This window comes from Sporosarcina sp. FSL K6-2383 (assembly GCF_038618305.1).
In the GTDB taxonomy this organism is placed as follows: Bacteria; Bacillota; Bacilli; order Bacillales_A; family Planococcaceae; genus Sporosarcina.
In genome coordinates this window covers 1,130,629-1,145,608 of sequence record NZ_CP152017.1, presented here as the reverse complement: position 1 = coordinate 1,145,608, position 14,980 = coordinate 1,130,629, and the positions used below count along the sequence as shown (strand labels likewise).

The window sequence follows — 14,980 nt, the reverse complement described above, 5'->3', positions numbered from 1 at the left end:
CTTTTTTTATGAATACGGGAACTGGACAACGGAAATGGAAAACTGGGCAACCAATTCAGCGAACCGGACAACGAAAGTCGAACCAACAACAAAAAACGAACAACGGCATCATAGGATGCGTTGTTCGTTACTGCGCTTTACACTCTAAAATGTTTCATTTCCGTTTGAAGTTCCTCGGCTAGTCTTGCTAATGCTTGAGCGCTTGCGGAAATTTCCTCAGTTACCGCAAGCTGTTCTTCCGTAGCTGCACTTGTATCACCTGCAGAAGCAGCCGCTTCGCCACTCAACTGTTGGATCTCATTAGCACCACGACTTACTTCATCAGCCATCGCTTGAATTTCTTCAATGGCGGCAGATACCGTTTCGACTTTCGTCGTTACATCGCCAACCGCATATTGAATTTTCTCAAATACTTCACGCGATTGTTCAGTAGCTGCTATGCCATCATCCACACGCTCACTGCCTGCAGATATAGATGTCACTGCACGTTTTGATGCGTTTTGGATCATACCAACCATCGCTTCGATTTCAGAAGCCGAATTTTTCGATTGCTCGGCCAGTCTTCGTACTTCTTCTGCAACAACTGCGAATCCTTTACCGTACTCACCTGCACGTGCCGCTTCTATCGCTGCATTTAATGCAAGTAAATTCGTCTGATCCGAAATATCTGTAATAAGAGATGTAATTGTTTGTATTTCATCTGAATGACGCGCCATTTCTTCCATAATCCCGGAAGATTCTTGGATTGTCGTGTGAATTGTGGACATCTGCTCCGACATTTTCCCGACCATACCTGAACCTGTCGTAACAAGCTGCGACATCGTTTCTGTTGCCTGTAGCATCTCTTCATTATTGTTTGCAATCTCAGCAACGCCTAAAGACAGCTCTTCCATTGATGAGGTCGATTGTCCAATAATTCTTTGCTGCTGTTCGCTACCCAATAACTGATTTTCAGCCGTCTTCGCCACCATTTCTGATGAAGCCAAGCTCTCTTCTGAACTTGCTGATAATTCTTCAGATTGGGCCGCTAATTGAGTAGCCGAAAAGTTGATTTTACGCACCATATTTGCAACATCCGTTCCCATTTTGTTAAACGCTGCTGCCATATCACCAATCTCATCTTTGTTTTTAACTGAAAGTAAATCCATTGTCAGATTACCGTCAGCAATCTCGTTCAATCCATCTGTCACAATACGAACAGGTCGCGAAATACTACGAGCGATCAGCATCGAAATGACAAGACCTACAATTACTGCAAAGGCAACCATACTGATAACGAAAACAATTATGCCAAACATATAACCTTCCAATTCATCACGTGCATCATTTCGCTCTTTAAATTGGTCCTGTTTGATGATTTCTGCATTTTCGAGTATGACAGCGCCTACTGTTGCCGTCGCTCGTCCAAGCTCTGTCGCCTTACGTTCTTTATCATCTTGGACACTTTCTATAATATCATTTTGTAAATTTGCAAACTTTACTCTAGCTATTCCCATTTCTTCTAATAAGACCTGGTGTTCCTTTACTTGCAATACTTTGGATAGTTCTTCCATTAGTTCATCAGACCGAGTAGCGTTTGCTGTCTGTGCCTCTAAATAGGAAGCATCCTTAAATAACATATAACCGCGTACATTACTTTGCACTTCATTGTGCCTTAAAATGAATTCATCAATTAACTCCACTTTTTTGACACGATCATCTAGTAAAAATGTATACTCCTCATCAAGGGTAATCGTTGCCCACAAACTCATTACACCAACAATTACCAGCAAAACTAATACTGCTCCAAAACCAAACCATAATTTTTTTGCTACAGTGAACTTCATGATTTCCCCCCTACAATCTTTTAACCTATAAAAGCGGACTTTCTATTCAAGGACAATAGCATTACTTTCATTCTAACATGGAAGATTGATAATATTCTACTCACTTCCATTTTTTCAGAATAATAAGAACCCTCTACTTATAATGAATACACTCCCTTTTACATACAAAGAAGGATTAGATGCGCAAACTTATGGTCTTTTTACAGACAAGCGAGATATTGCCGCTTGCTTCCGAGACAAAAAAGCCATATGGGCTCTGATTAGCATCCATACGGCTATACTCTGTGGTAAATTCAATTACAGATTCTTTTATTCAAGCTTAATCTACAACTAATAAATCCCCTACACACTACAATTAGTGGTAAGGGATTTACTAGTCACATTATAGCTGCAAAATACTTCACACTACTCTTCTCGTCACCGACCGCACGCTCCGGCCAATTCGTTTCAATGAAAATCATCATCAATTTTTCATATTGATCACCGTAGCGCTCTGCCCATTCCAGTGCAATTACTGCTTCATAGAGCAATGCCATTTCATGCATTAATGCCTTTGCTTCAACTGTTTGATGGTCTGGATCTAGTCTTGCAAATGTCGCAAGATCTAGCGACATTTTCCCAGCTATGCCAACTACTCGCTTGCGCCATGCATGATCAGGAACAGCATGGAGCCTCGCCGTCATTTCATCCATAAATAAGGTGTGTGCACTGAATTTATTGACCAGTCGAATGAGTTCTAGCCCTAGAATATTGGCAGTTCCTTCCCATACCGTTAGCACTTGTGCATCGCGCAGCAGCCTTGGCGTAACAAAGTCCTCGATGTAACCATTGCCGCCGTGCATCTCAATCGCTTCATGGGAAAAGTGAATGGCTTGCTCCGCCGTTTCTTTTTTCAGAAGTGCAATTTTTAAACGACTCAAAACAATTTCCTCGTCCGAAGCTTTGCCAGCAGTCACTTTATCGTATAGCTGAATCAAATCAAATGTGGTGGCTAGCTCGATTTCCAGCTTTGCTTTCATTGTTGCGAGGCTTTCTCGAATCATCGGAAAGTCCGTTAACTTTTTACCGAACGCATTGCGTCTATCTGCATACATGGACGCCTCGTTGAACGCACGGCGCATGATGCCAAGGGATGCAATGGCGTTGCAAATACGCGATAAGTTCAACGCTTCCATCATGTAATAGAAGCCTTGTGACGGCTCACCTACAACATAGGCCAGCGCACCATCGAATTCTACTTCTCCAGATGGTACCGCTTTGACGCCAAGCTTATCTTTCAATCTACGAATTTGGATGCCATTTAACGAACCATCCTCTTGTCGCCAAGGCACTGCAAATAAACTCAAACCACGCGAACCTTCCGGGGCCCCTTCCATCCGTGCAAGAACCATCGCAACGCCCGCTATACCGGCATTGGACGCAAAATATTTTTCGCCATATAAGCGATAATTATCACCAGCTGCCACTGCTTTTACAACATTAGCCCCAACATCAGATCCCCCTTGCCTTTCTGTTAAGAAAGTCGCGCCTTCAAATAATTCCACATCTCCCGTTGCACAAACATGCGGCAGGAACTTCTTTTTCACTTCATCACTGGCATAGTGGTCAAGCAAATAGGCTGTTGCTTGTGTCAACGTTACCGGACAATGGAGTCCTGGCTCTGCCTGTGACAGCAAATAGCCTTGGGCAAAACTGTATAGATAGTTCCCCTTATGACCTAACTCTGGTATATCTTTATGAACATAGCCAACAATCCCTGTGCGGTATGTTTCCTCCACCGTTTTTTTATAGCCTTCATTGACCCAGACATGCGACGCTTCATCACCATATTTATCATACTTTTCTAAACGGGGTTGCCCTTCACGGTCTGTATGTCGGGCACGTTCATCAATTTCATTGGCAGCTAAAGAACCGAAATCCGTCAATTTTTTCTGTGCGTAGGCGTAAAATTCTGGTGATAAGGTCTCCTTCAAGATTTTTTGAAGCGTTCTATCACCTTCGTAAAAGTTCTTTGCGAGTTCGCTATCAATCTGTTGTTGTAGCACCATAATTATCCCTCTTTCTCAGCGGTTGCTTGAGTATTTTTCCAGAAGCATTCCGTGGCAAAGCATCGACTTGCTCATACAGGCGCGGGACTTTATAATGTGCTAGTTTCTCCTCAGCAAATTGTTTCACATCCTCCAGGTCAAGCTCCTCACTTGCCGCAAAATAGGCCTTCACTGTCTCGCCCCACTCTGGATGTGGCACACCAATAACCGCTACTTCATTGATTAATGGATGTGTGACCAGAGCGTCCTCCACTTCCTTTGGATAAATATTAACCCCACCAGAAATAATTAAATCCTTCTTGCGATCAACAATCCAGATGTAGCCGTCCTCATCGACCCTCGCTAAATCGCCCGTTTTCAACCAGTTTCCGGTGAACGTCTCTGCCGTCGCCTCTTCATTTTTATAGTACCCAATCATATTGCCCTCCCCGCACAATAGAATTTCCCCGACTTCACCAAGCTGGACAGTTTCACCAACCGCATTCGCCACCATGATTTCCGCATGCAAAGCTGCCCGTTTCCCAATACTTCCCGCCTTCGTCGCATGTTCACTTCCGGTTAATAAAGTTCCGTTTGGCCCCGCCTCTGTCAGTCCATAAACGCAAACAAGATTATCTGTTTTAAAGGCTTGTTGCACATATTCCACCTCTGGCTTCGATAATGGAGCTCCCCCGTAAATCCACCATTGCATCGAAGACAAATCGGCCGTTGCCATTTTTGGATGCTTCGCTGTCAATAAGTAAGCGACAGGTGCACCAAAGAAATGCGTCGTTTTTTCCTGCTCCACCGTATCAATCAACAAATCTGGCGTAAATGTCGGCGTCAACACGCTCGTCGCGCCTACAATAAGACCTGCCATAAATAACAGATGGAGTGGAGCAGAATGACTAAGTGGCATCATGATAAGTAAACGGCTTTCCGGCTTTATTTCCATTTCGACACAAATCATTTGCGCAACCGTCAGGATATTTTTATAACTAAATAACACACCTTTCGGTTTCCCCGTTGTTCCAGACGTATACAAAATAGTCGATTCCGCAGATTCCGGTAAATTACAGTCAATTGGCGTACTGTTTTCTTCGAATACAGATTCAAAACTAATCCAGCCAGTTTGTCCTTCCCCTGTTTTGATTAGTAGCAGATTGCTGTTCATCTCTTTAATAGCCGCAAACAATAAGTCATGAGCAACAAAAGCCTTGGCACCAGAATCCCCCAATACATACTCCACTTCAGAAAGAGTCATCCGTGCATTAATGGGCACAACAATGGCTCCTAAACGCTGAATTGCAAAATAAGCAATCGCGAATTCCGGGACATTCGGCATATATAGAACAACCCTGTCCCCTTCACCTATTTCATGGTTCCTCAGCCCGTGTGCGAACTGATTCACTAATCCGTCTAGCTGCTGATACGAATATCGCTTCCCCATTCCAATAACCGCTTCTGTTTGCGGATACTTCCTTGCATTACGCGCCACCAATTGTGAACTGTTCATCTCCCTATTCCCCCTTTAGGTCGTTTAGCTTGTTCGTGAAACCAGCAAGAAGCTGCTCCATTTCCGCTTTCATGTCTGTCAGCTCTTGAATCTTCGCTTCCACCTGATCAATTTTTTCATGGCCAAATTCAATGGTACGCTCCAATTGTTTGCGTCCCGTACGATCTTTATCAAAAAGCAAAATCATTTCCTTTATTTCATCCAATGTAAATCCGTAGCGCTTGCCTCGAAAGATAAGCTGCAATTTCACGCTTTCCGCTTTCGAATAAATCCGTTTGTTGCCTTCTGTTCGATCAGGTTGCAGCAACCCAAGCTCTTCATAATAACGAATGGTACGCGTCGATACCCCATATATCTTCGCAACTTCAGTAATATCCTTGATGGTTGCCTCCCCCTTTAGATATATTTGAATATTCAACATTATCATTAGTTTAGCATTGACGTTAACGTCAAGGTCAAGCGAAAAATTATATTCTATTGTAGAGCTTTGCATGCTGGCCAGCGCGGGTTGCACGTGGGATTACCTTTCCTCATATAAAAACCCCATTTCGCAACTACACGAAATGGGGTTATCACAGCGTATTTAATTACACCTGAACAGGTTTCTTCCATAGACCTACAATCAACGCTGTAACCAAACTCCCTACTACGATGGCAAGGAGGTATAAGAATGGATTCCCTTCAATGATAGGAATAACGAATATACCACCATGTGGAGCTGGCAAACCAATTTTAAACATCGCCGTTAATCCACCTGCAACAGCGGAGCCGATAATCGCTGCTGGTAACACGCGCATTGGGTCTGCGGCTGCAAATGGGATGGCGCCTTCAGTAATAAAGGTTGCACCCATAATATAGTTCGTTTTTCCGGCATCTTTCTCTGCCCTCGTAAATTTTTTCTTAAAGAATGTTGTAGCAAGTGCTATCCCAAGTGGCGGCACCATGCCGCCCGCCATAATGGCTGCGTGTGGTGCAAAATTTCCCGCATCAATCATTGCAATACCAAATGTAAAGGCTGCTTTATTAATTGGTCCACCCATATCAACAGCCATCATTCCACCAAGAATAACGCCCATCAACACTAGGTTCCCTGTTCCTAAACCATTCAACCAATTTGAAAGTCCTGCGTTAAGTGCTGTAACCGGGTCCATCACTACAAATAACATGATTACACCCGTTAAGAATATACCGAATAACGGGTAGAGCAATACAGGCTTGATCCCTTCCAATGAAGATGGTAGTCCTGCAAAGAGCTTTTTCAGTAATAGAACGATATAGCCGGCTAAAAATCCGGCAATCAATCCACCAAGAAAACCAGCTCCGCCCGTCGCTGCCATTAAGCCACCAACCATACCCGGCGCAAATCCTGGACGATCACCAATACTCATCGCGATAAAACCAGCAAGAACAGGAATCATTAATCCAAACGCATTGCCGCCACCAATCGTCATGAGTGCCGCTGCGAATTCATTGTAGGATGGATCATCTGGATTAGCTGAAAGAATACCAAACATAAACGAAATTGCGATTAAAATCCCACCACCTACGACGAATGGTAGCATATTGGAAACACCGTTCATTAAATGCTTATAAAAGTATGATTTCTTCGCTGCTCCCTCTTCACTAGCACTCTCGTTACCATCACCTTTAAATAGCGGCGCGTCCTGATTGACCGCTTTTTCAATTAGTTCCTGAGGGCGACGAATCCCCGCTGCAACCGGTGCCTGAATCACATGTTTACCAATAAAACGATTGGTATCCACCTTTGTATCCGCTGCAATAATAACAGCCGTTGCATTTTTAATATCTTCCTTCGTTAATACATTTTTAGCTCCACCAGAACCATTTGTTTCTACTTTAATCGAAACGCCCATTTCTTCCGCTTTTGCCTTCAAAGCATCCGCCGCCATATACGTGTGGGCAATTCCAGTTGGACAAGCTGTCACAGCTACAATGGTATGGCCACCTGTCGGAACCGCTTTCACTGTTTCCTCTTCTTGATCATGCTCGTTAATAATCTCTAGAACTTCATCCTCTGAATTAGCTGCCAATAGTAATTTTCGAACCTTGTCATTCATCAACATACCTGAAAGGCGTGCTAGCGCTGCTAAATGCGTATCATTCGCGCCATCCGGTGCTGCAATCATGAAAAACAAATGAGCTGGTTTATTATCTAATGACTCATATTCAATACCTGTTTGTGATTTCCCAAACGCAATTGCCGGTGCTTTCACAGCTGTTGTTTTAGCATGTGGAATCGCAATGCCCTCACCAATACCTGTCGTACTTTGTGCTTCCCTTGCTAAAATGGCTGCTGTAAATCGAGCAGGATCAGCAAGCTTCCCTGCTCGATCTAGTTGGGTGACCAGTTCCTCAATGGCGCCCTTTTTATCGGTACCCCTCATGGACAAAACAATCGTTTCTTTTGTTAATAAATCAGTGATTTTCATTAGAATTCGCTCCTTTCAATAATTGAGATTTGTGGGTATAACTGTTCGATTTTTTCTTTCATCGCTAGGCCAACAGAAAATGCCGTTGCACTACCTGTTGCCACGCCATACTTGAATGCTTCCTCAACATCATTCGTTTGTAAATATTTCGCCAAAAAACCTGCCACCAACGAATCGCCTGCACCTACTGAACTTTTTAATTCACCAGTAGGCACTGAAGAGATTAACGCAAGCTTGGCATTGACAAATACCGCCCCTTTTCCAGCTAATGAAACAATGACATTTTGCGCGCCTTGCTCGACTAATTGCCTTGCATAGGGAATCGCTGCCGCTGGTTCTGCAATCTCCACATTAAATAATCCGCCCAATTCATGGTGATTTGGCTTGATGAGGAACGGGCGATACGTAATTGCTTTCTGTAATAACTCACCTTCCGCATCCACCACAAACTGCACACCATTTGCCACACAAAGTTTGATTAAATCCTCATACGTTGTCTCCGGTAAAGCCGCCGGTACACTGCCTGATAAAATTAACGTGCTGCCTTCCGGAAGATACTTAATTTTCACTTGGAGCTGTTCATACTCCGCTTTGGTAATCATCGGTCCTTGCCCATTAATCTCCGTTTCAACATCCGTCGTTAATTTCACATTAATTCTTGTATCTTCTTTGACATGCACAAAATCTGTTGTAATCTGCTCTGCTTCTAAATAACGTTCCAAATAAGCACCTGTAAAGCCACCGATAAACCCTAACGGCCTACTGTCCACTCCTAAACGTTTCAGCACGCGTGATACATTAATGCCTTTTCCACCAGGAAATTTGGCATCGTGTTCAATCCGATTTAACGCACCCAGTTGTAGCTGTTCGAGTGTGATTAAGTAATCAATCGAAGGATTTAATGTCATTGTATAAATCATGAGGTCACAACCCTTACTGTTGTTTTATCTTTATATAAATCTATGATGTCTTCATCTAACGCATCTGTAATAATCGTAATCTTTTTCAAATCCGTTATTTTAGCAAATGAAATCTCACCAAACTTCGTGTTGTCTGCCAGCACAAACGTTTCTCGCGACATTGACAGCGCTTTCTTTTTCACCAAAGCTTCCTCAGGATCAGGTGTCGTAAATCCATGCACCGTATGAATACCATTTGCCCCTAAAAAACACTTGTCAAAGTGATATTGCTCCAAGCTGATTAATGCACTACCACCCGCCAGTGCTCGAGTCCCCGCTTTCGCATAACCGCCAGTCACATAGACGCGTATCCCCTTATCCAATAATCGCTCGACATGCATCAAGCCATTTGTTACGACAACAAGATCTTTTTCCGGTAGGTAATCGATCATTTCCGTAATCGTTGAACCAGCATCCAAATAAATGCAATCACCTTCCTCAACTAAACTGGCAGCAAACTTCGCAATCTTTTGCTTCTCACTCAAATTACGATTCACTTTTTCTGGCATGCTCGGTTCAATAATCATCCCATGCAATTTAGCTGCGCCGCCATGTACACGCTTTAAAAATTGTTCCTCTTCCAGTACTGTTAAATCTCTTCGAATCGTTGACTCAGAAGCCTGTGTCGCATCCACCAAATCTTGTATTTTCACAACGCCCTGTTCCTTGACAATTTGCAAGATGAGCTGATGTCTCTCTGAAGTTAACATGAATAATCACCTCCACTGTTTTCTGTATATTTCAATTATAACTGAATTACGATTAAAAGCAATCACGAATAATCAAAAACAGTCATAAATGATTAATTAATGATTGTTTTTGATTGAATATAACTGTTTGATAGGGTTAATTAATTGAAATTGAGAGGTTGTACGGCTTAACTTTGAAACTGGGCTACCTATTTGGAAAACTGGACTACCCTTTCGGCAAACTGAGCTACGCCGGATGAACTGAGCTACCGATTTCGCAAACTCGACTACCTTAAGGTGAAACTGGACTACCTTTTCAGCAAACTGAGTTACGCCGGATGAACTGAGCTACCGATTTCGTGAACTCGACTACCTTATGCTGAAACTGGACTACCTTTTCGGCAAACTGAGCTACGCCGGGCGAACTGAACTACCTTTTCAGCAAACTGAGCTACGCCGGATGAACTGAACTACCTTTTCAGCAAACTGAGCTACGCCGGATGAACTGAGCTACCGATTTCGTAAACTCGACTACCTTATGCTGAAACTGGACTACCCTTTCGGCAAACTGAGCTACGCCGGGCGAATTGGACTACCGATTTCGCAAACTCGACTACCTTAAGGTGAAACTGAACTACCTTTTCAGCAAACTGGACTACGCCGGATGAACTGAGCTATCTTTTCAGTAAACAAGCATAAAAAACAAGTCATTCCAGTGTCTACACCAGAATGACTTGCTCATATCTTCTTAAACGCCTAACAAAACTTCTTCCTTAAACCGCCCAACAGCCTTCTCTACATCAACAGCGTGTCCGATTTGATTCAACGTTTCGCCGATTGAACGGATGGCTTGTTCTAACATTTCTTCCGTCGTATTGCCCATATGTCCAATACGGAAGGCTTTTCCTGCTAAATGAGCAAGCGAGCCTGCGACAATGACACCTTTTTTCGCCAGTGCTGAACGGAATACCACATCGTCTACGCCTTCCGGATAAAGAATACAGCTCAACGTCGAAGCCGCAACGGTTTCATCGGCTAATGCTGTCATGCCGTATTCGCCTAGAGAAGCACGCACCGCTTTACCAAATGCAGTGTGGCGTCTAATTCTTGCCGACATACCCTCTTCCGAAACGAGACGCATCCCTTCATCATAAGCATAAATCAAGTTCACAGGAGGTGTAGCAAAGTATTTGGATGGATCATTCATAATCGGAATCCAATTGTAAATATCGCAATAATAAGCTGGCACACGCTCAATTTGCTTCCGTGCAGCCAGCGCGGTTTGGTTAAAGGCAACAATCGCCAGTCCCGGTGGTACGCCGATTGCTTTTTGGGAGCCTGTTAAAATAATATCAATCTTATAGTTAGGATCACCGTAAGTTTTGCCCATATCCTCTTCCATCGCAGCCGTTGCACAGACACCATCCAAAATGACAAGTGCTCCATGTTTTTTCACGATTGGTACGAGCGCATCCAGGTTAGCTGCAACGCCTGTCGAAGTATCGGCATGTGTAACCGTCACTGCTTTATACTGCCCTGCTGCCAGTTTCGCCTCCACATCTGCCGGAGCTACTTGCTTGCCCCATTCCGCTTGCAGCACATCCACTTCAATACCAAAGGCCTGCCCTAGTGTAATAAAGCGATCGCCGAAATAGCCTTGACTAATGACTAGGATTTTTTCACCAGCAACAACTGTGTTGACGAGCGCCATTTCCATCGCAATCGTTCCCGAACCAGCAACGACAAACACTTCCCCATCTGTTTGCAGCATTGCCCTCGTCTGCTCAATGGCGTTTTTATAAATGGCGACAAAGCGCGGATCCGTATGTCCTCTCGTTTCACTCGCCATCGCATCATAAATCGAATCGACTACTGGCGTTGGTCCTGGTATTAATAACATTTCTTCATTACGCATAAAAATTCCCCCTTACTTTTTTCAGATTACTTGTGAAGTCTAGCCTCATCATACATGATTACTAAATTACTTCAATAGACATCACGAAAACCCTTTATTAACGATAAAAACGGCCCACTCCCCACGCAAAGAAATAGAGCCGTTTCTACAATCATTCTTCATTTAAACCCATACACCGCTCACACTCGTAAAGAGGAGAGTCCACCTTCTCTACGATTTCACAACCACATTCCCGACAAATTTTCTTTGGCTTGTCACTTCTGTTCGTGTTCGTTTGCATACTAATCTCCTCCATTTTACTCGATTTTTTAATTACTTATTATCACTAAAAAGAGAATCATTATATGATTTTCTGTTGTAGTGTTCGTAACTATAACAGTCTACTTTCGTTGATTGGAGCATAGGGCGGCGACTCCTGCGGGAACAGCGCGAGCTGAAAGCCCCGCAGGAACGTAGTGACGAGGAGATTGAAGCCGTGCCCGCGGAAAGCGTCCGCCTGAAGCGTTAATCAACCTTGTTCGGATTATAATGTTGATTCATTTTATTTTGTCATACCCAGGCAAGGTCAAAAACTCTATAAAATTATTTTGCAAGGTCAATGTTGAAAATAGTTCAGCCGCCTCTTCGTATTTCCCAATGTGGAAATTACCTTCACCGACTGTCTGTCGAATCAATTCTAATTCTTCCTTCAATATATCCGACACCAATTGTTCTGAAATATCGCGACCATCCTCCAATTTCCCTTGTGCATGGCGAATCCATTGCCATACTTGTGACCTCGAAATTTCTGCGGTCGCAGCGTCTTCCATCAAATTATTTATGGGCACTGCACCATTTCCTCTCAACCAAGAAGCAATATACTGAACACCGACACTGCAATTCACGCGCAGTCCTTGCTCCGTAATCGTTCCAAATGGCACTTCCACTAAATCCTCCGCAGTCACCTGGACATCCTGCCGTTTTCGATCAATCTGATTCGGCGTCGGCATATGTTCGTTGAATTGCTCCAAAGCGACAGCGACTAGCCCTGGATGCGCTACCCATGTGCCGTCATGTCCGTCTGTTGCTTCTCGACGCTTATCCTCACTCACTTTAGCAAAAGCTTCTTCGTTTGCTTGCGTATCATTTTTAATCGGAATTTGCGCCGCCATTCCCCCAATGGCTGGTGCATTCCGTTTATGACAAGTTTGCACACAAAGCAATGTGTACGCCCGCATGAACGGAGACGTCATCGTCACTTGCCCACGATCTGGTAAAATAACATCCGAACGATTGCGCAGTCGTTTGATAAAGCTGAAAATATAATCCCAACGCCCACAATTCAAGCCTGCGGAATGATCCCGTAGCTCATACAAGATTTCATCCATCTCAAACGCCGCCATAATCGTTTCAATTAATACTGTTGCCCGGATTGTACCGTTTGGAATACCAAGTTGCCGCTGTGCAAAAACAAACACATCATTCCACAATCTCGCCTCCAAATGACTCTCCAGCTTTGGTAAATAAAAGTACGGTCCCGAGCCTCTTGCTATTAATTCTTTCGCATTATGGAACATATACAGTCCAAAATCAAAGAAGCCTCCCGCAATCGGCTCGCCATTCACAAAGATGTTTTTCTCCGATAAATGCAACCCACGCGGGCGAATCATCAATACAGCAATCTCATCGGTTAACTTATATGTTTTGCCATTCGGCTGCTGTTCAAATTCAATTGTTCTACGAACAGCATCCCTCATATTGAGTTGCCCTTCCAGCATGTTTGCCCATGTTGGAGATGTCGCATCTTCAAAACAAGCCATGAAGGTTTTCGCACCAGAATTCAAGGCATTGATGACCATTTTCCGGTCAACTGGACCCGTAATTTCTACTCGTCTATCCTCAAGATCTTCGGGAAGAGGCGCAATCGTCCAATCCCCTTGTCGGATAGTTTGCGTTTCGGGCAAGAAATCCAGTTTGCCCCCCCGATCAATATCACGTTGGCGCTCTTGCCGCTTTGCAAGTAGCTCTTTCCTTCTCCCATCGAAGTTATCATGAAGAGTTTGTAGAAACGCCAATGCTTGCGGTGTTAATATTTCTTCACTTCCAGCCGTTAACTCCCCTAAAACTTTTATCGAATGCGATGTCACTTGTTGAGTAGACAGATTGATCACCCTCCTCGATTCAATTCCATTGAACTCGCTACGGCGCTCGGGGATGCCTCTCACCATAAGCCAAGCAGCTTCGCCGCCAGTCTTATGGCTTCGGCGACCCCTTTTAAGGCGCCTTCGCTGTTATTCATTTATTCAAATCAAACAAACTGCGCGACTTCCGTTGAACCTTGCATTGCCGTCGTCGAAGACGTACCGCCCGAAATGATTTGTGACACTTCATCAAAGTACCCTGTACCTACTTCGCGTTGGTGTCTTGTCGCTGTGTAGCCTTTGTCTTCATTGGCAAACTCAGCTTGTTGCAGTTTCGAATACGCCGCCATGCCATTGTCTTTATAGTCATGCGCAAGATTGAACATACTGTGGTTCAAAGAGTGGAAACCTGCAAGTGTCACGAACTGGAATTTGTAGCCCATTTTGCCGAGCTCCACTTGGTATTTCGCAATCGTTTCTTGATCCAAATTCGCTTCCCAGTTGAAGGAAGGTGAACAGTTATAAGCCAGCTTCTTGCCCGGAAACTTCGCATGGATAGCATCCGCAAATTGCTGTGCTTCTTCCAATGAAGGATGAGATGTTTCACACCATACAAGATCTGCATACGGTGCATAAGCCAATCCACGTGCAATCGCTTGATCGATTCCTGGTTTTGTACGGTAAAATCCTTCAGGTGTACGCTCTCCTGTTAAGAAGTCTTTATCCACAGGGTCAATATCACTTGTCACCATATCGGCTGCATCTGCATCTGTACGTGAGATCAACACAGTTGGTACACCAAGTACATCAGCCGCAAGTCTTGCAGCTACCAAGTTACGAATGGCATTTTGTGTTGGTAACAATACTTTACCGCCTAAATGCCCACATTTCTTTTCAGATGCTAGTTGGTCCTCCAAGTGAACGCCCGCCGCACCTGCTTCAATCATGCCTTTCATTAATTCGAAAACATTTAGAGGTCCACCAAATCCTGCCTCAGCATCTGCTACAATCGGCGCAAACCAGTCAAAACCATCTTCTCGTCCCTCTGCATGGTCAATTTGGTCTGCCCGTTGAAGTGCTTGGTTAATACGTTTAACAACTGATGGCACACTGTTTGCTGGATATAAACTTTGGTCTGGATACATTTGACCTGAAAGATTCGCATCTGCCGCCACTTGCCAACCACTTAAATAGATAGCTTGTAGTCCAGCCTTCACTTGTTGCACTGCCTGATTTCCTGTCAACGCTCCAAGTGCATTTATGAAGTCTTCTTCATGAAGTGATTTCCATAAACGCTCCGCCCCTTTTGTAGCTAGCGTTTGTTCAATAAGAATAGATCCACGAAGCCTCACAACATCCTCCGCAGAATAAGCGCGCTCAATCCCCTTCCAACGGCTATCCTCCGCCCAGCTTTTCTCCAATTGTGCAATCTGTTGTTGTCTAGTCATATTTCCCCACACACCTTCCCATTTTTTAAC

The 14,980-nt window shown here is 44.0% G+C and carries 10 protein-coding genes; all 10 read right to left on the bottom strand.

The features are described from left to right. Positions 1–137: 137 nt before the first annotated feature. Complete coding sequence (locus MKZ10_RS05780) at positions 138–1,826, bottom strand: methyl-accepting chemotaxis protein (RefSeq protein ID WP_342508713.1); 1,689 nt, start codon at positions 1,824–1,826, stop codon at positions 138–140. 377 nt (positions 1,827–2,203) lie between these two features. Beyond that, entirely contained in the window at positions 2,204–3,874 is a 1,671-nt protein-coding gene (locus MKZ10_RS05775; protein ID WP_342508711.1) for an acyl-CoA dehydrogenase family protein, read from the bottom strand. Then, positions 3,852–5,369, bottom strand: a complete 1,518-nt coding sequence (locus tag MKZ10_RS05770) for an AMP-binding protein (RefSeq protein ID WP_342508709.1) — start codon at positions 5,367–5,369, stop codon at positions 3,852–3,854. The genes MKZ10_RS05775 and MKZ10_RS05770 overlap by 23 nt, the downstream gene beginning before the upstream one ends. A gap of 4 nt (positions 5,370–5,373) precedes the next feature. Continuing rightward, positions 5,374–5,862 (bottom strand): MerR family DNA-binding transcriptional regulator, encoded by a 489-nt coding sequence (locus MKZ10_RS05765; RefSeq protein ID WP_342508707.1) that lies wholly within the window; start codon positions 5,860–5,862, stop codon positions 5,374–5,376. Between the two features lie 94 nt (positions 5,863–5,956). Further along, on the bottom strand, positions 5,957–7,819 hold the full coding sequence (locus MKZ10_RS05760) for a fructose-specific PTS transporter subunit EIIC (RefSeq protein ID WP_342508705.1): 1,863 nt from the start codon (positions 7,817–7,819) through the stop codon (positions 5,957–5,959). After that, positions 7,819–8,739, bottom strand: a complete 921-nt coding sequence (pfkB, locus tag MKZ10_RS05755) for a 1-phosphofructokinase (RefSeq protein ID WP_342508703.1) — start codon at positions 8,737–8,739, stop codon at positions 7,819–7,821. The genes MKZ10_RS05760 and pfkB overlap by 1 nt, the downstream gene beginning before the upstream one ends. Then, positions 8,736–9,488, bottom strand: coding sequence for a DeoR/GlpR family DNA-binding transcription regulator (locus MKZ10_RS05750; RefSeq protein WP_342508701.1), 753 nt, complete (start codon positions 9,486–9,488; stop codon positions 8,736–8,738). The genes pfkB and MKZ10_RS05750 overlap by 4 nt, the downstream gene beginning before the upstream one ends. 727 nt (positions 9,489–10,215) lie before the next feature. Beyond that, a complete protein-coding gene (locus tag MKZ10_RS05745) occupies positions 10,216–11,382 on the bottom strand; it encodes an alanine--glyoxylate aminotransferase family protein (protein ID WP_342508699.1) in 1,167 nt (388 codons plus the stop codon). Between the two features lie 536 nt (positions 11,383–11,918). Beyond that, positions 11,919–13,523 carry a malate synthase A gene (aceB, locus tag MKZ10_RS05740; protein ID WP_342510038.1) on the bottom strand — a complete coding sequence of 535 codons (1,605 nt, stop codon included), beginning with the start codon at positions 13,521–13,523 and terminating at the stop codon, positions 11,919–11,921. Positions 13,524–13,669: 146 nt separating this feature from the next. Next, complete coding sequence (aceA, locus tag MKZ10_RS05735; RefSeq protein ID WP_342508697.1) at positions 13,670–14,950, bottom strand: isocitrate lyase; 1,281 nt, start codon at positions 14,948–14,950, stop codon at positions 13,670–13,672. Positions 14,951–14,980 lie beyond the last annotated feature (30 nt).

Excerpts from the sequence above, each read along its gene's own strand:
- pfkB (WP_342508703.1), bottom strand. The coding sequence starts at position 8,739 with ATGATTTATACAATGACATTAAATCCTTCGATTGATTACTTAATCACA.
- MKZ10_RS05765 (WP_342508707.1), bottom strand. The coding sequence starts at position 5,862 with ATGCAAAGCTCTACAATAGAATATAATTTTTCGCTTGACCTTGACGTT.
- MKZ10_RS05750 (WP_342508701.1), bottom strand. The coding sequence starts at position 9,488 with ATGTTAACTTCAGAGAGACATCAGCTCATCTTGCAAATTGTCAAGGAA.
- aceA (WP_342508697.1), bottom strand. The coding sequence starts at position 14,950 with ATGACTAGACAACAACAGATTGCACAATTGGAGAAAAGCTGGGCGGAG.
- MKZ10_RS05760 (WP_342508705.1), bottom strand. The coding sequence starts at position 7,819 with ATGAAAATCACTGATTTATTAACAAAAGAAACGATTGTTTTGTCCATG.
- MKZ10_RS05775 (WP_342508711.1), bottom strand. The coding sequence starts at position 3,874 with ATGGTGCTACAACAACAGATTGATAGCGAACTCGCAAAGAACTTTTAC.
- MKZ10_RS05770 (WP_342508709.1), bottom strand. The coding sequence starts at position 5,369 with ATGAACAGTTCACAATTGGTGGCGCGTAATGCAAGGAAGTATCCGCAA.
- MKZ10_RS05745 (WP_342508699.1), bottom strand. The coding sequence starts at position 11,382 with ATGCGTAATGAAGAAATGTTATTAATACCAGGACCAACGCCAGTAGTC.
- MKZ10_RS05780 (WP_342508713.1), bottom strand. The coding sequence starts at position 1,826 with ATGAAGTTCACTGTAGCAAAAAAATTATGGTTTGGTTTTGGAGCAGTA.